At 59.6% G+C, this 19061-nt stretch carries 18 protein-coding genes; 9 read left to right on the top strand and 9 right to left on the bottom strand.

Going from position 1 to position 19061, the window contains the following annotated elements; all coding sequences use genetic code 11:
• Positions 1-105: 105 nt before the first annotated feature.
• Both AB4Y89_RS22820 and AB4Y89_RS22815 read right to left on the bottom strand, forming a co-directional pair.
• Entirely contained in the window at positions 106-852 is a 747-nt protein-coding gene (locus AB4Y89_RS22820; protein ID WP_442303247.1) for a copper homeostasis protein CutC, read from the bottom strand.
• Positions 853-941: 89 nt separating this feature from the next.
• Entirely contained in the window at positions 942-2039 is a 1098-nt protein-coding gene (locus AB4Y89_RS22815; RefSeq protein WP_442303246.1) for an SIS domain-containing protein, read from the bottom strand.
• 133 nt (positions 2040-2172) lie between these two features.
• Between AB4Y89_RS22815 and AB4Y89_RS22810 the strand changes: the two genes are divergently transcribed.
• Positions 2173-2958 (top strand): DeoR/GlpR family DNA-binding transcription regulator, encoded by a 786-nt coding sequence (locus tag AB4Y89_RS22810; protein WP_442303245.1) that lies wholly within the window; start codon positions 2173-2175, stop codon positions 2956-2958.
• Here AB4Y89_RS22810 and rlmN read toward each other — a convergent pair.
• Complete coding sequence (rlmN, locus tag AB4Y89_RS22805; RefSeq protein WP_442303244.1) at positions 2955-4145, bottom strand: 23S rRNA (adenine(2503)-C(2))-methyltransferase RlmN; 1191 nt, start codon at positions 4143-4145, stop codon at positions 2955-2957. The two genes, AB4Y89_RS22810 and rlmN, sit on opposite strands and share 4 nt — an antisense overlap.
• Before the next feature lie 89 nt (positions 4146-4234).
• Between rlmN and AB4Y89_RS22800 the strand changes: the two genes are divergently transcribed.
• Together AB4Y89_RS22800 and AB4Y89_RS22795 are read left to right on the top strand one after the other, a co-directional pair.
• Positions 4235-5575: a M16 family metallopeptidase gene (locus AB4Y89_RS22800; protein ID WP_442303243.1), complete on the top strand. Its 1341-nt coding sequence runs from the start codon at positions 4235-4237 to the stop codon at positions 5573-5575.
• Positions 5576-5596: 21 nt separating this feature from the next.
• Positions 5597-6118, top strand: a complete 522-nt coding sequence (locus AB4Y89_RS22795; RefSeq protein ID WP_442303242.1) for a type IV pilin protein — start codon at positions 5597-5599, stop codon at positions 6116-6118.
• A gap of 59 nt (positions 6119-6177) precedes the next feature.
• Here the strand turns inward: AB4Y89_RS22795 and AB4Y89_RS22790 are convergent, their stop codons facing one another.
• Genes AB4Y89_RS22790 through AB4Y89_RS22780 form a run of 3 tightly spaced genes read right to left on the bottom strand, consistent with a single transcriptional unit; the run spans position 6178 to position 7511 of the window.
• The gene (locus AB4Y89_RS22790) at positions 6178-6663 is read right to left on the bottom strand and encodes an SRPBCC domain-containing protein (protein WP_442303241.1); all 486 of its coding nucleotides are present in this window, start codon (positions 6661-6663) and stop codon (positions 6178-6180) included.
• On the bottom strand, positions 6664-7155 hold the full coding sequence (locus AB4Y89_RS22785; protein ID WP_442303240.1) for an SRPBCC domain-containing protein: 492 nt from the start codon (positions 7153-7155) through the stop codon (positions 6664-6666). It abuts the gene before it with no gap.
• A 2-nt stretch (positions 7156-7157) separates the two neighbouring features.
• Positions 7158-7511: an ArsR/SmtB family transcription factor gene (locus tag AB4Y89_RS22780; protein WP_442303239.1), complete on the bottom strand. Its 354-nt coding sequence runs from the start codon at positions 7509-7511 to the stop codon at positions 7158-7160.
• A gap of 76 nt (positions 7512-7587) precedes the next feature.
• On the opposite strand from AB4Y89_RS22780, the gene lolA reads away from it, so the two are divergent.
• From lolA to AB4Y89_RS22760, 4 genes are all read left to right on the top strand, one after another.
• Positions 7588-8223, top strand: coding sequence for an outer membrane lipoprotein chaperone LolA (lolA, locus tag AB4Y89_RS22775; RefSeq protein ID WP_442303238.1), 636 nt, complete (start codon positions 7588-7590; stop codon positions 8221-8223).
• Positions 8224-8322: 99 nt separating this feature from the next.
• Positions 8323-9192: an EF-hand domain-containing protein gene (locus AB4Y89_RS22770; protein WP_442303237.1), complete on the top strand. Its 870-nt coding sequence runs from the start codon at positions 8323-8325 to the stop codon at positions 9190-9192.
• A gap of 60 nt (positions 9193-9252) precedes the next feature.
• Complete coding sequence (locus AB4Y89_RS22765) at positions 9253-10731, top strand: DUF2271 domain-containing protein (protein WP_442303236.1); 1479 nt, start codon at positions 9253-9255, stop codon at positions 10729-10731.
• A 137-nt stretch (positions 10732-10868) separates the two neighbouring features.
• Complete coding sequence (locus AB4Y89_RS22760; RefSeq protein WP_442303235.1) at positions 10869-11507, top strand: PepSY-associated TM helix domain-containing protein; 639 nt, start codon at positions 10869-10871, stop codon at positions 11505-11507.
• Here AB4Y89_RS22760 and AB4Y89_RS22755 read toward each other — a convergent pair.
• From AB4Y89_RS22755 to AB4Y89_RS22745, 3 genes are all read right to left on the bottom strand, one after another.
• Positions 11391-12578 carry a hypothetical protein gene (locus tag AB4Y89_RS22755; RefSeq protein ID WP_442303234.1) on the bottom strand — a complete coding sequence of 396 codons (1188 nt, stop codon included), beginning with the start codon at positions 12576-12578 and terminating at the stop codon, positions 11391-11393. The genes AB4Y89_RS22760 and AB4Y89_RS22755 overlap by 117 nt on opposite strands.
• A 129-nt stretch (positions 12579-12707) precedes the next feature.
• Positions 12708-13934, bottom strand: coding sequence for an FG-GAP repeat domain-containing protein (locus AB4Y89_RS22750; RefSeq protein ID WP_442303233.1), 1227 nt, complete (start codon positions 13932-13934; stop codon positions 12708-12710).
• Positions 13935-13979: 45 nt separating this feature from the next.
• Positions 13980-16286: a GH92 family glycosyl hydrolase gene (locus AB4Y89_RS22745; protein WP_442303232.1), complete on the bottom strand. Its 2307-nt coding sequence runs from the start codon at positions 16284-16286 to the stop codon at positions 13980-13982.
• Positions 16287-16325: 39 nt separating this feature from the next.
• Between AB4Y89_RS22745 and AB4Y89_RS22740 the strand changes: the two genes are divergently transcribed.
• Together AB4Y89_RS22740 and ffh are read left to right on the top strand one after the other, a co-directional pair.
• On the top strand, positions 16326-17342 hold the full coding sequence (locus AB4Y89_RS22740; RefSeq protein WP_442303231.1) for a hypothetical protein: 1017 nt from the start codon (positions 16326-16328) through the stop codon (positions 17340-17342).
• Between the two features lie 14 nt (positions 17343-17356).
• Entirely contained in the window at positions 17357-18739 is a 1383-nt protein-coding gene (ffh, locus tag AB4Y89_RS22735) for a signal recognition particle protein (protein WP_442303230.1), read from the top strand.
• The last annotated feature ends 322 nt before the right edge of the window (positions 18740-19061 follow it).

Genomic DNA, 19061 nt, shown 5'->3' with positions numbered 1-19061 from the left:
AGCGCAGGTCAGGCATGTCTCACAATTCCCTGACGTCAGGAATTGTGGAAACATACGTACCCCACGAAGATCACTCGGCACAGTTGCTCGCGTGTATTACAGATTTTACACGGCAGGCTGCCGCTCAATTGTCAGTAAATGTTTGACGCGCGCCACATCTTCCCGCGAAGTAATCCGCACCAGCTCGCGTTCTTCGTCTCCCATGGCCAGCCTGCTGCCGGCTATGGCCTCACCTCGGAAGGATCCATGCAACCAGTCGACGCCAGTTGCGTCCCAAAGCTGCCTGGCGTTGCGTACCGTCACGCCGGCTCCGCCCATAATCCGGATGCGCCCCGCGGCCTGCTGCACCAGTGACGACACCATCTGCTGGCCATGCTCCAGGGAGTCGTCTCCGCCTGAGGTCAACACCTCATCCACACCACACTGAATCAGGTCTTCAAGAGCCTCTTCCAGATCTGCCGTGACATCGAAAGCACGGTGAAAGACCACCTTCATCGGCCGGGCTCGCTCCACCAGTTCCAGTGTGCGCTTTACGTCGACCGTATGGTTCTTCATCAGGACGCCGAAGACGACACCCTGAGCGCCGACCTCCTTGCAGCCTTCAATGTCCATCCGCATTACGGTCAGCTCTTCCTCGGTATAGAGAAAATCGCCGGCGCGCGGACGGATCATGACATGCACAGGCACTTCACTGACCTGTAGAGCGGCGCCGATAAAGCCGAGACTGGGCGTGAGTCCGCCGTCGGCAAGAGCCGAGCACAGCTCAATCCGATCGGCGCCTCCTTCAAGAGCGGCGTTCAGCGACGTTGTGGAGTCCACGGCAACTTCAAGCCGTACAGGACGAGACTGCATCAGCGGACCATCTCCCATATATGCTTCTGAGCGACCAGAAGAGCACAGCCGTACTTACACCTGCAAGCACAAACCACGCCTGCAGGAACCTACTCAACTACCACTGACTTCACGAGGTTGCGCGGTTTATCCACGTCAATTCCGCGTCCAATGGCCATGAAGTAGGCGAAGAGCTGCAGCGGCACCACCTCAAGAATCGGCAGAAGATGCTCGGGCGCCGCCGGCACTTCCACAATGGCATCGGCCAACGCAGCCGCCTGCACGTCTCCCTCATTGGCAATCGCCAGGATCGGGGCTCCCTGCGCACGCATGTCCTGCATCAACTGCATCACCTTCTCGTAACGCAGTACGCTCTCGGCATCGTTGTGGTCCACGGTCGCCAGCATCACCAGCGGAGTCTTGCTGCCTACCAGGGCATTGGGGCCGTGCTTCAACTCTCCGCTGGGATATCCCTCGGCATGGATGTAGCTGCTCTCTTTCAGCTTCAGAGCACCTTCACGGGCAATCGCATAGTGAACACCGCGGCCAAGGAAGAGAAACGTCTCCGCTGCCTGCAGACGGCCTGCCGCTACGGCAACCACCTGTTGCCAGCGCGGAAGCCATGCACGCATCTGCGTAATGATCTGCGGCACAACCTTCTCCAGCCCGATAGCCGGCAGACCCCGCTGCGCAGCCGCCTGCTCCGCCAATACTGCCAGCAGCAGAAGCTGCGTGGTAAAGCTCTTAGTCGCCGGAATTGCCTTCTCTACACCCGCCTGCGTGGTCAGCGCCACATCGGCCTCGCGCGCCATGGACGAGGTGGCGACATTGGTAATCGCGAGCGTCTTCTGCCCCATCTCTTTGGCCTTGCGCAAAGCCGCCAGGGTATCGGCCGTCTCTCCCGACTGCGAGACGACGATCACCGCTGCCTGCTTGAGACGTGCTTCGCTGCGGTAGACGTACTCGCTGGCGTACTCCACATCCACGTGGATACCGGCACGGTCTTCCAGAATCAGCTCGGCCACCAGACCTGCATGACGGCTGGAGCCACTCGCCGCAATCACGATCTCCTGCACGCCCTTGAGCCACTGCTGCACCGGTGCAAGGACGCTCGCCCCATAGGCCGCCAACGTACGATCCAGCGCATCGGGCTGCTCGAAGATCTCCTTCAGCATCCAGTGCGGAAAGCCATTCAGTCCCTCTTGCATTGCATCACCTCAAAAGTGATTATATCGCCACAATACGCTCAATCATCTGCGAAATTACGGTTTATTCGTATCCAAACGATCAAATACTCTGCCCATTTGAATGAGAACTGGGTATAAGCTGTTCGAGACCATTATGTCTACGAAGACCGAAGAGCGCGCCGAGCGAATCATGAAATTGTTGCTGCGCAATGGGGATATCTCCGTTGAGGAGCTTGTTGCGACCGTCGGCACCTCCGCACCCTCGATCCGCCGCGATCTCACCCGCCTGGAAAAACGCGGCCTGATCCGCCGTACCCATGGCGGCGCCACCCTGGTGGAGCCGCTCCTGTATGAGCCCTTTCGGTATGACATCAGCTTTCAATCGCGCGAGGGACGCTTCGCCGAAGAAAAACGGCGCATTGGTCTTGCGGCAGCCGACCTGATCCAGGAGAACGAGACCATTGGCCTAAACGCCGGCACCACGACGACCCAGATAGGTCGCGCACTCCGTCATCGCCGCAATATCTCGGTCGTGACCAATGCCATCAACATCGGTATGGAGCTGTGCAATCAACCCGGCATCAAGACATCGCTGACCGGCGGTCTGCTGGCATGGGCATGGGCCTTCTCTCTCTCTGGCCAGGCGACGCTTGATTTTCTCAACACGGTTTATATGGACAAGGTGTTTCTGGGGGTGACCGGAGTGGACCTCGAACGCGGCGCCACTACCCGTGAACAGGAAGAGGCTCTTGTCTTCCGCGCCATGGCACGACAGGCCAAGCAAGTGATTGTCGTTGCTGACTCGTCAAAGTTCGGCAATGTCTCGCCGGCCTTCGTCTCTCCGCTCGAAGATATCGACATCCTGATCACTGACACCGGGCTGCCTGAGTCGGTTGCTGCCGCATATGCGGCGAAGGATATCCGCGTAATCCGGGTTTAGTGGATCGTGACCAGCCGTTCATCGTCCATAGTGCGCTTCAGCTGCCCGCAGGCCGCGTAGATATCCCGTCCCCGTGGGCGACGAATATAAGCCGGCAGTCCGGCATCGCGTAAGGTCTGCTGGAAGGCCGCGACATGCTCATCGTCAGGCTGCTCGAAGGGCATATAGGGACCGGGGTTCCAGACGATCAGGTTCACCTTCGCCCGCAATCCCCTTAGCAGTAGCACGACTTCACGCGCATTCTCCACGCTGTCGTTCACGCCGCCCAGAAGGACGTATTCAAAGGTCAGTCGCTCCCGCGGACGCAGCGGGATCTGCCGGACGACATTCAGCAGCACGCCGATCGGCCACTTCTTATTGATCGGCATCACGGCGGTGCGCACCTTGTCATTGGAGCCATTCAGGCTGATCGCCAGCTTCGGCCGAACCGGTTCCTGCATATAGCGGTCAATGCCATGCAGAATGCCGGAGGTCGAGACTGTCATGCGCGACTCGGGGATTCCCATCGGCCCGACCATCAAACGAACCGAATCCATGAAGTTGTCGAAGTTATGGAAGGGCTCTCCCTGCCCCATGAAAACGAGATTGATGCGGTCTTTGCCGACCTGCATCCCCTGACGGTTCAGCACCACAGCCACCTGTCCGGCGATCTCACCGGCGGTCAGGTTGCGGCGCAATCCCAATTTTCCAGTGAGACAGAACTGGCAATTGACCGCACAGCCCACCTGGCTGGAGATACAAATAGTCCCACGCTTGTACTCATCAACGGGAGCGGCGACGGCTTCTTCCTCTTCCGCAGCAGGTGTTCCATCTCCCTGCTCGCCACCATCGCCTCCAGGCATCCAGACGGTCTCCACCGTCTCGCCGTCGCCCAGCTTGACCAGGTAGCGCTCCGTGCCATCAACAGACTTCGCCACCAGGGCTACCTGGGGCAGGCCGACGCTCCAACCATCCGCCTTCAACTTCTCGCGTACCGCCACCGGGAGCGTAGAGATATCCTCAATCGACTCCACCCGTTGCCGGTAGAGAGCATCATGCAGTTGCTTGGCGCGGAAGAGGGGTTGGCGCAGGCTATCGACCAGAGCCGTCAACTGCTTCAGCGTCATGCCGAAGAGAGCGCGCTGCACCAGAGCCTTGCCCGGAGCGGTAAGCTGTTCATTCTGCGTGGTCTGTGAACTGCCGGCCATTTGGTGCGTTTCCCCTGTTCTCACTCTAACGCCTTCCGGTTCGTCTTATGAAACAATAGCCGTTTCCGCACGCTTTCGAGGCGTTTGCCATGAAGGAGCAACATTTGTCCCTGGACATTACCCTGGCCGAAAACTCAACGACCGCGACCTCCGGCCATCCGGCCCGCAACATCCGTAAAACCCGCCTTCCCAACGGCCTCCTGGTCCTGACCGAACGCATGCCACATCTCCGCTCCGTCTCCATGGGTGTCTGGGTGGGTACGGGCTCACGCGATGAGGCGCCGGAGCTGAACGGGATCTCGCACTTTGTTGAGCACATGGTCTTCAAGGGCACCACGTCGCGCAGCGCTCAGCAGATCGCCCGCGAGGTCGATGCCATCGGCGGCAACCTGGACGCCTTCACCGGGAAAGAGACCATCTGTTTCAACATCAAGGTGCTGGACAGCAACGTAGCTGTCGCCATGGATGTGCTCGCCGATCTCGTGCTGCATCCAACGTTCACCCCGGACGATATCGTCCGTGAGCAATCCGTCATCCTGGAGGAGATCAAGATGGATGAGGATAGCCCGGACTACCTGGTCCACGAACTCTTCACCCAGAACTTCTGGAAAAACGACGCCCTGGGACGCCCGATCCTCGGAACCAAGAAGACCGTCTCTTCCTTCCGCCAGCAGATGGTCTTCGACTTCTATGCTGGGCACTTTAGCGCGGCCAATATGGTCTTCTCCGCTGCCGGCAATCTGGATCACGATACCTTCGTAGCGCTGGTAGAGCAGCACTTCTCGACGCTTTCGGCGACCTCCAGCGCCCTGCCTGGACGTGCTCGTCCAGAGTCGCAGCATCACCTGACTCTGCGCAATAAGAAATCGCTCGAACAGGTGCAGATCTGCCTTGGTGCGACCGCGCCTGCCGTCGCCTCACAACTGCGCTACCCCGTCTATCTGCTCAATACGATTTTAGGCGGAGGCATGAGCTCCCGCCTCTTCCAGACCATCCGCGAAGACCGCGGCCTGGCCTACAGCATTTATTCCGAGATGAACCCCTTCCGCGATACCGGTTCCCTTTGCGTCTATGCCGGCACTGCTCCCGAGAAGGCGAAGGAGGCCATCCTGCTCACGGTCTCCGAACTAAGCCGTCTGAAGCAGGAGTTGGTTACCGAGGACGAACTGGAACGCGCCAAAAATCAGTTGAAGGGCAACATCGTGCTCGGCCTGGAGTCGTCGTCCAGCCGCATGGCTAACCTGGCGCGCCAGCAGATGTACTTCGACCGCTTCTTTACCGTGGACGAGATCATCGATCAGGTGGAGGCTGTTACCCGCGAGGACCTGCAGGTGCTGGCGCAGGAACTCTTCCATCCTGACGCTCTCGCCCTGGCACTGCTTGGCAACCTCGACGGCATCGACATCCAACGCAGCGATCTCGCCTGCTAAACTCCATTTCGCAGAGGAATCATGAACACGAAGTCTCTTTCCCAACGTTATGAGCGCTCCAAGGAGCATGGTTTCTCCCTGGTCGAGCTCTTGATCGTGATGTCCGTCATCCTGATCCTGATGACCTTGGCCATTCCGCAGCTCACGAAGATTCGCCGCAAGGCCAACGAAACCTCGGCCATTCAGTCGGTCCGCGCCATCGCCCAGGCACAGCAGATGTACTCGTCAAACTATCCGGCGAACGGATTTGCCTGCTCCCTCTCCGCTCTCGGCGGCGAGGACTCTTCTGGTGCTGCGAGTCCGACATCGGCACATCTGCTGCCGCCCGATCTGACCAGTGGCGTGAAGGCGGGTTATACCTTCGCTATCACCAACTGCACCAAGGTGACCGTAAACAATACAGATCAGTACACCTCGTACGAGATCACCGCAGTTCCGCAGCAGGTCGGCAAGACCGGCGACCGCGGCTTCTGCTCCGACGAGTCACAGCAGGTGAAGTACGACGCTGCCGGCGGCACCGCCTGCACCGCTCCTGTCCAGTAGCGACAGCTTTATCGAACAAGAAAAGCCCGCCATCCGGCGGGCTTTTCTGCATTGGTAGCTTAACGGGACTTCAGCACCTCATCCATCCGCGCATAGCTGGTCTCCATGCCGTCCGTCATACCGCCCTGCAGACTGCCATCGCGAATCTCCCGGGTGGGGTACACGATCTCGGCGCGCATCAGAGTCTCGTCACCCTGGGCTTCAAGAATGTAAGTGAGCTTTTCTTCCGGCCCAATAAAACCGAGGTCGAAACGCTGATTTGCGGAGAATCCCTTAGGGGCGTCAATCGCCATGAAGACACCGCTTAGCTGTAACTCCTTGCCGTCGGCGCTCTTCCAGAGGAAGCGGATTCGGCCGCCAACCCGAAGATCGACCTCGCAGGCCGGCATGGTCCAGCCCTCGGGACCCAGCAGCCAGCGTTGCAGCAGCTCCGGCTTGGTGAGCGCCTCAAAGACCATAATCTGTGGTGCAGCGAAGGTACGGGTTACGACGATGCCTGTCTCGCCATGAATCTCGACTGTGGACTTCCCTTTGGTGATTGCCATCTACTTGACCTCCATCTCGTTAAGGAGCGTCTCAAGACGCTCGTAGCCCATCTCCATACCGCTGGCCATGGGGCTCTGCATCACCCGCTCCAGAATCTCCTCGGACTCGTAGGTGATCGTCAGTTTCATTACCGTCTGTGCACCCTGCTCCAGGAACTCGGTCTCGATAATTCCCTGTTTCCCATCCCAGGAATCGTCGAACGCCTGGGTGACTCGCATGCGCTGCGGAAGATCCAACTCAAGGTATTCACCACCGAGCCCCATCCGCATGTTTTTCTCCGCGTGAAACCACTCCCAGCGGTACCGTCCACCGACACGGAGATCCATCTCGCAGACCGGCATCTCCCATCCCGGAGACCCAAGAAGCCAGCGGCGGACGTACTCAGGTTGCGTATTCGCCTTGACCACCAAATCCCGTGGAGCATTGAAGGAGCGTGTGATGACCAGTTGTTTCGCTCCGAGCCGTTCCTGTGTGAGCTTTCCCAATTGCATTCCTATTTCTCCTTCCTTCTCTTTGCCTCTTCCGCTTTCATCTCTTCCAGAAGTCCGTCCAGTCGCTGGAAGCTTGGCTCCCAGAAACGCCGGAAGCCTTCCAGCCATGCATTTGCCTCCGCCATGGGACCTCCTTCAATGCGGCTCAGACGCCGCTGCGCATCACGGCCACGCGAGATGAGCCCGGCCTGCTCCAGCACCTTCAGGTGCCGCGAGATGGCGGGCTGGCTCATGGCAAATGGCTCGCAGAGCTCGTTGACGGATGCCTCGCCCTGTGCCAGCCGCGCGAGAATCGCGCGGCGGGTGGGGTCCGCCAGTGCCTGAAACGTGATGTCGAGATGGTTTATCGAGTCCATAGCCGCTTCCATAGCAATTTATTTATATAACTATTTTGTTATATGTCAAGCAGAAATTTCGAGCATCATAGAAACCATGGTTCGACGCTTCGCAAGTCTTGTTCTTCTCTTTGCCGTTCCGGCCTTCTCTCAGACGCTGCATGACGTCGCTAAACGCGTGAATGACCACTACAACCGGCTTAGCTCGCTGGAGGCAAAGTACACTGAGCGATATACCGGTATGGGGATGAACCGGACCGAGAGCGGCACGCTGCTGCTGAGGAAACCGGGCAAGATGCGTTGGAGCTACGCCGCTCCTGAGGGCAAGCTCTTCGTCCTGGATGGTAAGAACGCTTACTTCTACACGCCAGGCGACGCCCAGGCACAGAAGATTCCGGCCAAGCAACTGGACGACATGCGCAGCCCGCTGCGGTTTCTGCTGGGCCACACCAACCTCGAAAAAGAGCTCGACCACCTCGGCATGACCACCTCCGGCGACCGCGCCATCTTCACTGGGATCCCAAAGGGCATGGAAGACCGTGTGAAGGAGTTCACGGTCACGGTTATAGCCGAGACCGGCGCCATCGTGGGTCTGAAGATCGAGGAGCAGGATGGCTCCGTTACTGAGTTCAGCTTCAGCTCCCTGAAAGAGAACGTCCCGACCAAGGACTCCGACTTCGTCTTCACACCCCCTGCCGGGGTCGAGATCGTCTCCGGACTTCCTCCCGTATAGAACGAAACAACTCACCGCAGATGCCGCCTCTTGAACTACGACCAATCTGTCCTATAAAAATAGGACTGAATGTGTCCTAAATAGAAGGCGGTTTCTCGTATGCGTCCTGCCCTGCCCCTCTCTCTTTTTGCTCTTCCTCTTACTCTCCTGGCCCAGGGTCCTGGAGGACCGGGCAGCCCAGGTGGAGGCCCCGGCGGACCTCCGCCGCGCATTGTGCTGCAGGCATTGGATACCGATCACGACGGCCAGCTCTCGCTTGCAGAGATTGCCGCAGCTTCAGCCGGCCTGCTCTCTCTGGATGTGAATCATGACGGTCAGTTGACCTCGCTGGAGTATCTGCCGAATCAGGCCGATCCCAAAGCGAACAATGCCGACGAGATGGCCCAGCGCCTGATGGCCTTCGATAAGAACGGTGACGGAGTTCTGACCAGGGACGAAGTTCCGGAACGTATGGCCGGCATCTTCGCCCGTGCGGACAAGAACGGCGACGGAAAGATCAACGCCGATGAGCTGAAGTCCACCGCCTCAAAGACAGCCGGACCAAACGGGCGGGTCGAGCGCGGAACCAATGTCACTCGCATGGACCCGATCCTCTCGGCGCTCGATGCCGACCATGACGGCGTCATCTCCGCAGCTGAGATCGCCGCCGCACCGGCAGCACTGAAGGCTCTCGATAAGGATGGAGACCGAAGCCTCTCCGCCGTCGAGATTCGCATGCGCCAGCAGACACCCGCCGACCGCGCAGCGCACTTCTTTGAAGAGTGGGATACCAACAAGGACGGCAAGGTAACCATCGAAGAGGCCCCGGAGCGCATGGGACCGCAGTTCAGCCTGATCGACACGAACCATGACGGCGGTATCGATCTGCAGGAAGCAACTACCTACTTCGCCAATATGCCGCAGCAGCAGCGCGGACCTCGGCCGGAAGGCGTGCCCGAGGGGCAACGGTCTGACGCCCCTCGCAACTAACTTCGCCGCCAACCGCGTACGGAAGCCCAACTGGTTCGTATAACGAAGAAAGAGGTCTGCATGTCCTTTCACAAGAACACGGCGCTATTGCTCTGCCTTACCGCTTCTGCCCTGGCACAGAAGCCGGCTACCCACGTCTTTCACTACGACAACGTCCTTGGCACCTCGATGGAGCTGAAGCTGCATACGGCCTCCGCCGGTGAGACTAACCGTGCCGAAAAGGCCGTCCTGAGCGAGATCGAGAGTGAGAACAAAATTCTCTCCGCCTGGCAGTCGAACTCAGAATTTTCACGCTGGATGAAGACCCACAACACTCCGGTGAAGGTCTCTCCAGAGCTGCTCGAAGTGCTTGCTCTCTTCGATGAATACCGTCAGCAAACCGGCGGGGCCCTGGACCCCAGCGCAGAGACCGCCACCCGCGTCTGGAAGCGGGCAGCCGTGGAGAATCGCGTCCCGACGCAGGCGGAACTCAGCAAAGCAGTCGAGAAGATGCAGCAGCCGCACTGGACTCTGGATAAGGTTCACGGCACCGCAACCCATCTGGATGACGCTCCTGTCGCGCTGAACTCATTCGCGAAGAGCTACATCGCCGGCCATGCGGCCGATAAGGCCCTGACTGCGGGCGCGAGTGGCGTTCTGCTCAACATCGGCGGCGATATCGTCGTTCGCGGCGACCTGACGGAACGTGTTGCCATTACCGATCCCAAGGCCGCTGCCGATAATGACGAACCCATCGACATGGTCCGTGTAACCAACCGCACCATTGCTACCTCCGGCGACTACCGCCGTGGCTTCGACATCGGCGGGCAGCACTATTCGCACCTGATCGATCCGCGCACCGGCGAGACGGCAGAGAACGTCATCTCGTCGACCGTCATCGCGAAGGACCCGGCAATGGCCGGCGCACTGGCGACCGCATTCAGCGTGATGCAGCCCGAAGAGTCGAAGAAGCTCGCCGCGAAGCTTTCCGGCGTCGATTACATGCTCGTGCTGCGCGACGGCTCAACGATCGCATCCGCCGGTTGGCAGAACCGCGAGGTTCCTCGCCTGGTCACCACCGGGTTTGCACCCGCGACCAAGACCGCCGGTCTGGACCTAATGATCAACTTCGAAATTGCGCGCATCGACAGCCCACGATACCGTCGTCCCTACGTCGCGGTGTGGGTGGAAGACCAGGATCACTTCCCCGTCCGCACCCTGGCTCTCTGGTTCGCCAAGCCGCGCTGGCTGCATGAGCTGAAGCAGTGGTACCGCGATGACCAGATGCGCAATATGGCCGAGGGTACCGATCTGACCGCCACGCTAAGCTCCGCGACCCGCGTCCCGGGAGCCTATACGCTGCGCTGGGATGGAAAAGACAACAGCGGCAAGCAGGTGAAGCCTGGCAAGTACACCGTCCTGATCGAAGCTGCGCGTGAACACGGTGGCTATGATTTGCTGCGGCAGGAGATCAACCTCGACGGCAAGACCCCAGCCAAGTTCACGCTCAACGGCAAGGCCGAAGTTGGCACGGCAACGGTCGACTACGGAAAGCATTGAGCTGAAGACGGGAAGATGATCTAGAGCGTTTTCCCTGTTGCTCGGTATCCCGGAAGGGGCGTGCAGCGGCGTTTTCATTACGGAAAACGCCCTATGATGAGGAAGCGCTGGACTACAACCCACAGGGAAAATGCTCTATGGCAACAATGGTCACACCACCCAAGCGGCCGATCACGATGGCAGTGCGTCTACGCAGGCGCACTGCCATCATCTCGCGCTGGTTGCATATCTATCTCTCGATGGTCTCGTTCGCCATCGTTCTCTTCTTCTCGATCACCGGCATCACACTGAACCATGCTGAGGCACTGGGAGGAAAAGAGAAGACCACGGTCACTAAAGGTGAGCTTCCGCACGAGTGGCTGCGTCCTGCGAACGGTGCAGAGCCCGACAAGCTGAAGATTGCCGAAGATCTCCGCGCGCGTCACAAGCTGCATGGCGCAGTCTCGGACTTTCGTGTCGATGACAACCAGCTTGAGGTTTCCTTCAAAGGACCGGGATACGCGGCAGATATCTTCATCGATCGCGACACCAACAAGTACGACCTGACGGAGACCCGCAATGGCTTCGTCGCCGTTATCAACGACCTGCACAAGGGACGTGACACAGGCGCGGCCTGGTCGATGTTCATCGACATCTGTGCCGCGCTACTGACGCTGGTCTCACTGACTGGTCTGGTGCTTCTGTTCTTCGTGTATAAGCGCAGAGTCTCCGGCATGATTGTCGCCGCCGCCGGAGCTTTGATTGCCTATCTGGTCTACCTGCGCTTCGTCCCCTGACAGCTCAGGTATCGCCGCCCGGGCTGTATAAACACTGGTCACGATAAAACCCTCCGTCAGCGGCTGTTCACCGCGAAGGAGGGCGCGTACCCAGGCAAGAAAGCTTCTGCGCCTGGAGGCGAGTTCCGTTGCCCAGCGCACCTCTTCCTCGCTTGCCTCGCTGACCAGCACTGAACCCAGAACAACATCCTCATGCTGATCGCCTCCAAGGCGCTTCACCACTCCGGTCGCCCACGCAGCAGCCTCCTGATCGCGCGGCTCATAGTAGCCGCGATGGATACCTTCAGCGATGCAGCGGGCAAAGGTCTGCTCCGCTGCATCGAACCCATCGTCGAGGGTCTGCAGATCGATGAGCTTGTCCCCTTGAAAAGCACGCTCGGGGGTCTTCACCAAATCGGAGGCCATGGTGTAGTCGGTGCGCATACACTGCCCGACGGTCGGCAGATAGAAGTCCAGTCGCAGGATCCAGCGAAGCAGACGCAATGGTTCGGCTTCAAGAGCCACGCAGTGAATCGTTGTACGATCCCAGTGGCCGTCCGCCATTAGAACGGCCTCTCTGTCCTCTGGAGGCATGCGATCCCACAGATCGTGCTTCCGTAGCAGGTCGATGTGGAGACGGCGGGAGAGCACTTCCATCCCCTCCGGGATGGTCTTCTCCTTTAGGAAGCCTTCGCTCCCAGCGCGGTCGACCATGACCGCGAGCAGCAACATCTGCTCCGCAAAGTGTTTGCAAACACCCTGTATCTCCTCGGCCGAAGGCAGCGGCCTTTCTGGCTTCGAGGGGGCGATGCTCGGTGGTGAATCACCCTGCTGTTCGCGCCGGTTAAGCCACCAGATCACGGAGAACACGAGCGGGAGCATAAACATTGCGCGGCTGCCTAAAAGCCATGCGATGTAGGCGAGACAGAGTGTTGGCAAAATCAGTAGCGCCAGAAACTGCCGCAACCGTTTGCGCGCACGGCGGTCCTTACGGGCACGCTTCAGGTCGGCATAGGCCTGCACCCAACTGTGTTTGCCCAGAACGACCTGCCAATAGCTCCGTTTGAAGAGCAGGGCGAAGAGCGAGGACATCGCTCTATGGTAACGGCTAGAGCATTTTCGCTGTGGGTGTAGTGTGGGGCTTTCGCACCTATGGGCGTTCCCGCAATGAAAACGCCACTGCACGACCCTTCCGGGATACCCAGTAACAGGGAAAATGCTCTACTTCGACGACTTTGTCAGGTTCTCCGCCAGGAAGAGGCCGGACTTTCCCGCACTGACAATATCGAGGTCTCCATCGCCATCGATATCAACAACGACTGTCTGAACACCCGCACCCATGCGACCGCCGTAGTCGACGATGTGACGAATCCATTCCACTCCGCCGTTCCGAGGGTTCGCCTGCATCCCGGGCAGCTTACGCCACTCGTACCAGTAGATACCGATAGGGTCGCGCTCGCCCGGGTCGTTGCCGTTGTGCGCGAAGTAGCGCTTTCCTGCGACGAAATCAATCTGACCATCACCGTTGAGATCTACAGGAACAACTTCGTGCGCCTGCGACCAGGAAGCGTCAATGATGTGCTGCGTCCAGGTGCCATCCGCATTCTGTTCGTACCAGGCGAAGCCATAGTCGTGGGCCATACCCGCAACGATGTCCTTGCGGCCATCACTGTTGATATCGATCAGGTGAAGCTGACTCATGGAGATTCGCCCGTTGTTGACGGGGACCACAGACGCATCCTGGCGCGTGCCCGCGGGAAGAATCGGCTTCGCACCCCAGTCATTGGCATGGAAGGTCCACTCCGCGGAGCTATTGATGTCCGCAGGCGCTTCCAGCCATCCACGCGGTGTGAGGATATCGATGCGGCCATCGCCGTTCAGATCGCCCGCGCCAATGCCGTGACCGTAGCTCTGGTGCGAGACAGTGTGCTTCACCCACTTATGGTCTTTGAGCTCGAACCATGCGGCAGGAACGTTCTCACGGTCGAACTCGGGCAGAAGCTCCTCAGCCTTGCCGTCATTGTTCAGATCGACCAGGAAAGCAAACTCGGTAGGACCGCTGTTGTCGATCTCCGTCACCTTCCACGCACCGCCCGCCTTGCCCGGATTCTTCAGCCAGACGATGTTGTGCGCGAAGTAGCTGCACTGAATCACGTCGGGCCAGCCATCGCCGTCCACATCCATAATCTGGTCGCTGAAGTTGTCAATGTAGCCGCTGGCGTAGTCGATCTGGCGCAGCGGATGCTTCACCCAGCGCGGCCCCTCGTACCAGCTCTCGCCAGCGACGATGTCGAGCTTGCCGTCCTTATTCAGGTCCGCGACGGCGACGGTCTCGCCATATCCCGGATCGATCATCGTTGTACGAAAGGCAATATCCGCAGGTCGGCTGGCAGCATGAGCCACGGCCACCATGGCCGCCATACCAAGAACGCACAACAGCTTTTTCATCGCGATGGAATCTCCCTGAGTTTCAGCGGAGGAATTATTCCATCCTCAATGTGTAATCGTCGACATGGAGTAAGGACGAGCCGAAGCCGCGCGTCCAAACTCCTTGTTGGGTGTGCTCTGCATCGTGAAGCGAAGCTCACCGCCAGCGAGCAGCTCGTCATGACGGAGGAAGACCCGAGTCAGAGGTTGACGATTCAACGAAACGCCGCCGACGTAGTCGCCGCTTCCCTCTTTCACAATGCGCAGCGTCTTTCCGTTCGGCAAGTGCAGCTTAGTTTCGTCAACGAATGGCCGGCCCAATACATATTCATTACTTCCCGGAGCCACCGGATAGAAGCCCATCGACGTAAACAGGAGCCACGCGGACATCTGCCCGAGATCGTCGTTGCCTACCAGGCCATCCGGAGCAGGACGATACTGCGACTCGACGATCTGCTTCAGCCGCTCCTGCGTCCGCCATGGCGCGCCGGCGTAGGCGTAGAGATACGCCAGGTGATGACTGGGCTCATTGCCATGGATGTACTGTCCGATCATGCCTGCGATGTCTTCAACATCCGCATACTGTTTGGGATCGACCTTGGCATCGAACATGGCATCGAGCTTCTGGATCAGCTTGTCATCGCCACCGAGCAACTGGATCAAGCCGGCCTCATCCTGAGGCTGATACCACGAATATTGCCAGGCATTGCCTTCAGTGAAGCCGCTGCCGTTGCCCGCCTTAGCCGGATCGAAGGGTTCACGGAAGCTGCCGTCCGCAAGCCGGGGACGGACAAAACCGCTCTTTGCATCGAAGACATTGCGCCAGTACGCTGCACGCTTGGTGAACTCCTGCTCGATCTCTTTCTTACCCATCGCATGGGCCATCTGTGCGATGGTCCAGTCATCGAAGGCATATTCCATGGTCTCCGATGCAGACTCATCATCGTGATCGACCGGCACATAGCCGCGATCGATGTACTCGCCGACTCCCTCATACTGGCGATAACGGGCGCTGACGACCATAGCGTTCAGCGCAGCCTCAGCGTCATACCCGCGAATGCTCTTCCTGTAAGCATCGGCGAGGATCGGCACGGCGTGGTAGCCGATCATGCACCAGGTCTCCAGCCCTGCAAACTGCCAGACGGGCAGGATTCCATAGGGGCTCTGCTGCTGCGACGCGATCAGAGAACGGACAAGATTGTTGGTGCGCTCCTCTGGCTGCAGCAATGTCATCAACGGCTGCTCGGCACGATAGGTATCCCATAGCGAGAAGGTCGAGACAAACTCCCAGTTCTTCGCCTGGTGCACCTCTTCATCCGGACCACGGTAACGGCCATCCACATCCATCGCCGTACTCGGAGCCATCAGTGCGTGATAGAGCGCGGTGTAGAGGTTCTTCTTCATTGCCTCCGTACCGGAGAACTCCACGCGGCCCAGTTCCTTCTCCCACATGGCGCGAGCCTGTGCACGCATGCCATCGAAGTCGAAACCCTTAACCTCGGCATTCAGATTGGCGATCGCTCCCTCTTCGCTTACGGTTGAGAGCGCAACTTCTACGACCAAGGGACGGGCAAGCTGTCCGAAGTCGAAGGCAGCGACCAGACCGCGGCCCTCCTTGAATGGAACGTCGGTCGCATCGCGGCGCACGCCGGAGAAGCCGAGATACTCCTGCGGTAAAGGCTCCACATTGCGGAAGAGATGCCCGTTCAACGGCGCGGAGAACCGCATGGCAAAGTACAGCTGACGCGCTGGAGCCCAGCCACGCGTCTCACGCATCCCCGTCACCAGACCGCCTTCGCGCAGGCGAACCCGCGACCACATCACCTTTCCCGCGTAGTTGTAGATCGAGGATCGCAGATCGACGACCAGGTGCGCCGGCTTGTCTGACGGAAAGGTATACCGATGGACACCGACGCGGGTTGTTGCAGTCAGCTCCGCGCGCACCTGCGGGGTATCGAGCGTCACAGCGTAGTAGCCAGGCTCGGCCGTCTCGCTCTGGTGCTGGAAGGTCGATCGGTAGTCGGAAGGCTCGAGCTTCACCTCGCCCGTCTCCGGAGTAATCAGCACATCGCCGAGGTCGGAGTGGCCTGCACCTGAGAAATGCGTATGACTGAAGCCGAGGATCGAACTGTCTTCATAGCGATACCCCGCGGCCCACTTGTAGCTCTGCTTGAAGGGCTTGATCTCGGTATCGGGGCTGAGCTGCACCATGCCGAAGGGCACAACGGCGCCGGGAAAGGTATGTCCGTCAGGGCCTGTGCCGATCATCGGATCAACGGAGCGGAAAGCTGCAGTCTGGGCTACGGATTGGGCTCCCGCAATTCCACCAAGGCACACCATCAGCACAACCGAACGAACCAGAAGACTCTTCATCAGGTCATCCTAATCGTTCGCCGCGCTACCATGGGCACGATGAAATCACTGATGCTCGCCCTGGCCGTCCCCCTTCTTGCCGCGCACGTTGCCTTTGCACAGTGCCCCGCCGACGCCGCACCAGATGCTCCTCGCGTCACCATCACCAACGGCAAATTGACCGCCGTCGTGCATCTGCCGGATGCGCAGCGCGGCTACTATCGCTCAAACCGTTTCGACTGGAGCGGAAGCATCGCCTGCGCCACGCTGAATGGCCATACCTTCTGGGGGCAGTGGTTCTCCCACTATGATCCGCTGGGCAACGACGCCATTACCGGCCCAGCGGAAGAGTTCCGCTCGCCCGACGGGGCCGAACCCGGCTATAACGAAGCCGCGCCTGGCGGCCTCTTCGTCAAACTCGGCGTTGGTGTCCTTCGCCGGCTTGACGAAAAACCCTACAGCTTCGGCGGCAAGTATCCCATCGTCGACACCGGCGTCTGGAAGACGACCTCGAACCGCAATTCGGTCACCTCGACCCAGGTGGTGCACTCCACCATCGGCTTCGACTACCGCTATACCAAGACGGTGGAGATCGACAAGAAGTCCAACATTGTCCGGCTGCGCCATACACTCACGAACCTGGGTAAACGCCCTATCGATTCGGCGCTGTATAACCACGTCTTTCTGCAACTGGATGGGAAAGGTCCGGGGCCCGGGACCAGCGTCACCCTCGGCTTTGCGCCGACCGTGGAGACGCCCTTCCCTGAGTCGGTCTCCGTCGAAGACAGGACGATCCGTTTTCTCGGTCCCCCACCCAATGGCAGGGCGATCGGCTCCTACCTGACTGGTTACACTCCTGAGACGCCAAACACCTCTGAGATATCGGACACTTCGACCGGTCTCCGCGTCCGCCAGAAGACTGATTCCCCGATCGTCCGCTTCTACTTCTGGGGGCACAGCCGGGCTACCTGCCCGGAGGCCTATATCGCCATCCACGTCGCTCCGGGTAAAACCCAGCGTTGGACGACAGAATTCGCACTGGAGGCGCCGGCGGCGATATCCCCCGCTCCGCGATAAACTGAAAAGCGACTATGTTTGAGAATCTCCAGGAAAAACTGCAGCGCGCGTTTAAGAACCTCCGTGGTCAGGGGACCATCAGCGAGGAGAACATCACCGAGGCGCTGCGCGAGATCCGCCTTGCCCTGCTCGAGTCCGACGTCAACCTGAACGTCACCAAAGACCTGATCGAGCACATCCGCGAAAAGGCGATGGGCCAGCAGGTAGCGACGGCCCTGTCGCCGACAGAGCAGGTCATCAAGATCATCCACGGCGAGCTGGTCGAGCTGCTGGGCCGCGACACCGCCCGCTTCAAGTTCGCCTCGCAGCCGCCTTCGGTCATCCTGATGGCCGGCCTGCAGGGTTCCGGTAAAACCACCACCGCTGGCAAACTGGCTCAATGGCTAAAAAAGGGCGGCCACCGCCCGATGCTGGTCTCGGTCGACGTCTATCGTCCCGCCGCCCGCGAACAGCTCGCCGTTGTCGCCAAGTCCATCGGCGCCCAGCTCTACACCGGTAATGTAGGCGCCGACGAAGCCGGAACGCCCCTGGTGCTTCGCCTGGCCAAAGAAGCCAAGCGGGACGCCGCCAACTTCGGCTGCGACATCCTGCTGGTCGATACCGCCGGACGCCTGGGCATCGACGAAGAGCTGATGGGCGAGATGTCGGAGCTGAAGAAGCTCCTCAATCCCTCTGAGATCCTCTTCGTCGCCGACGCCATGACCGGCCAGGACGCCGTGAACTCGGCCAAGGCCTTCCACGACCGGCTCGGCGTTACCGGCGTGGTGCTGACCAAGATGGACGGCGATGCCCGCGGAGGCGCAGCGCTCTCGATTCGTCAGGTCACCGGAGCTCCGGTCAAGTTCATCGGTACGGGCGAAAAACCCGACGCCTTCGAGCCCTTCCACCCCGACCGTATCGTCAGCCGCATCATGGGCATGGGCGATATCGCCACCCTGCTGGAGCGCGCCGAAGAGAAGCTCGATCGGGGCAAGGCTGAGGCCTTCGCCAAGAAAGCCCTCGCCGGCGACGGCTTCTCCCTGGAAGACTTCCGCGATCAGTTGCGGCAGATCAAAAAGCTGGGCTCCATGCAGTCCATCCTGAAGATGCTGCCCTCGGTCGGCCCGTTCCAGGGCCTGCAGGCAGCTGCCGGACAGGTAGACGAGAGCCAGTTCACCCGCGTGGAGGCGATCATCAACTCGATGACGGCGAAGGAGCGGCTCAACCACGAGATCATCTCCGGCAGTCGCCGTAAGCGCATCGCCGCAGGCAGCGGCACCAGCGTGCAGGAGGTCAATAACCTGCTGCGCCAGTACGCGCAGATGCGGAAGATGTTCAAGGGCATGGGCGCCGGCGGCGGTAAGATGCAACGCCGCCTGATGAGCCAGATGGGCAGCATGGGACGCTTCGGACGCTAAAGGATTTCAACGAACCAATACACCGGGTGCCCAATGTCCCTCGGGGACATGGGCATTCGAGCGAAGCTCGAACCAGGGTGGGAGCCGTGGGCTTTTAGCCCACGGTCTATCGATTCAAGAAACGTGCGGGCTTTAAGCCCTGGGCTTTTTCCCTGATGGAGAAAAAAGGCCCAGGGCTAAAGAGTCTGTGTGAGAGAGGCATCATCTCTCTGGATGAGTGAGCCGTTGTTGGAGGATTTCATTGTTGAGTGTGGATGGGAGCTGTTTTAGTGGGATTTCTGGAGGATGTAGATGCGTTTGAGGTTGTAGGCGGTGGCGGCGA

The sequence above is a fragment of the Terriglobus sp. 2YAB30_2 genome (genome assembly GCF_052114765.1).
In the GTDB taxonomy this organism is placed as follows: domain Bacteria; phylum Acidobacteriota; class Terriglobia; order Terriglobales; family Acidobacteriaceae; genus Terriglobus.
Note: the sequence above shows the minus strand (reverse complement) of the source record. Positions and strands in the feature narration are given on the sequence as shown.

Bases quoted from the DNA above. Each gene is read 5' to 3' on its own strand.
- AB4Y89_RS22820 (WP_442303247.1), bottom strand. From the start codon at position 852: ATGCAGTCTCGTCCTGTACGGCTTGAAGTTGCCGTGGACTCCACAACG.
- AB4Y89_RS22815 (WP_442303246.1), bottom strand. From the start codon at position 2,039: ATGCAAGAGGGACTGAATGGCTTTCCGCACTGGATGCTGAAGGAGATC.
- AB4Y89_RS22810 (WP_442303245.1), top strand. From the start codon at position 2,173: ATGTCTACGAAGACCGAAGAGCGCGCCGAGCGAATCATGAAATTGTTG.
- rlmN (WP_442303244.1), bottom strand. From the start codon at position 4,145: ATGGCCGGCAGTTCACAGACCACGCAGAATGAACAGCTTACCGCTCCG.
- AB4Y89_RS22800 (WP_442303243.1), top strand. From the start codon at position 4,235: ATGAAGGAGCAACATTTGTCCCTGGACATTACCCTGGCCGAAAACTCA.
- AB4Y89_RS22795 (WP_442303242.1), top strand. From the start codon at position 5,597: ATGAACACGAAGTCTCTTTCCCAACGTTATGAGCGCTCCAAGGAGCAT.
- AB4Y89_RS22790 (WP_442303241.1), bottom strand. From the start codon at position 6,663: ATGGCAATCACCAAAGGGAAGTCCACAGTCGAGATTCATGGCGAGACA.
- AB4Y89_RS22785 (WP_442303240.1), bottom strand. From the start codon at position 7,155: ATGCAATTGGGAAAGCTCACACAGGAACGGCTCGGAGCGAAACAACTG.
- AB4Y89_RS22780 (WP_442303239.1), bottom strand. From the start codon at position 7,511: ATGGACTCGATAAACCATCTCGACATCACGTTTCAGGCACTGGCGGAC.
- lolA (WP_442303238.1), top strand. From the start codon at position 7,588: ATGGTTCGACGCTTCGCAAGTCTTGTTCTTCTCTTTGCCGTTCCGGCC.
- AB4Y89_RS22770 (WP_442303237.1), top strand. From the start codon at position 8,323: ATGCGTCCTGCCCTGCCCCTCTCTCTTTTTGCTCTTCCTCTTACTCTC.
- AB4Y89_RS22765 (WP_442303236.1), top strand. From the start codon at position 9,253: ATGTCCTTTCACAAGAACACGGCGCTATTGCTCTGCCTTACCGCTTCT.
- AB4Y89_RS22760 (WP_442303235.1), top strand. From the start codon at position 10,869: ATGGCAACAATGGTCACACCACCCAAGCGGCCGATCACGATGGCAGTG.
- AB4Y89_RS22755 (WP_442303234.1), bottom strand. From the start codon at position 12,578: ATGTCCTCGCTCTTCGCCCTGCTCTTCAAACGGAGCTATTGGCAGGTC.
- AB4Y89_RS22750 (WP_442303233.1), bottom strand. From the start codon at position 13,934: ATGAAAAAGCTGTTGTGCGTTCTTGGTATGGCGGCCATGGTGGCCGTG.
- AB4Y89_RS22745 (WP_442303232.1), bottom strand. From the start codon at position 16,286: ATGAAGAGTCTTCTGGTTCGTTCGGTTGTGCTGATGGTGTGCCTTGGT.
- AB4Y89_RS22740 (WP_442303231.1), top strand. From the start codon at position 16,326: ATGAAATCACTGATGCTCGCCCTGGCCGTCCCCCTTCTTGCCGCGCAC.
- ffh (WP_442303230.1), top strand. From the start codon at position 17,357: ATGTTTGAGAATCTCCAGGAAAAACTGCAGCGCGCGTTTAAGAACCTC.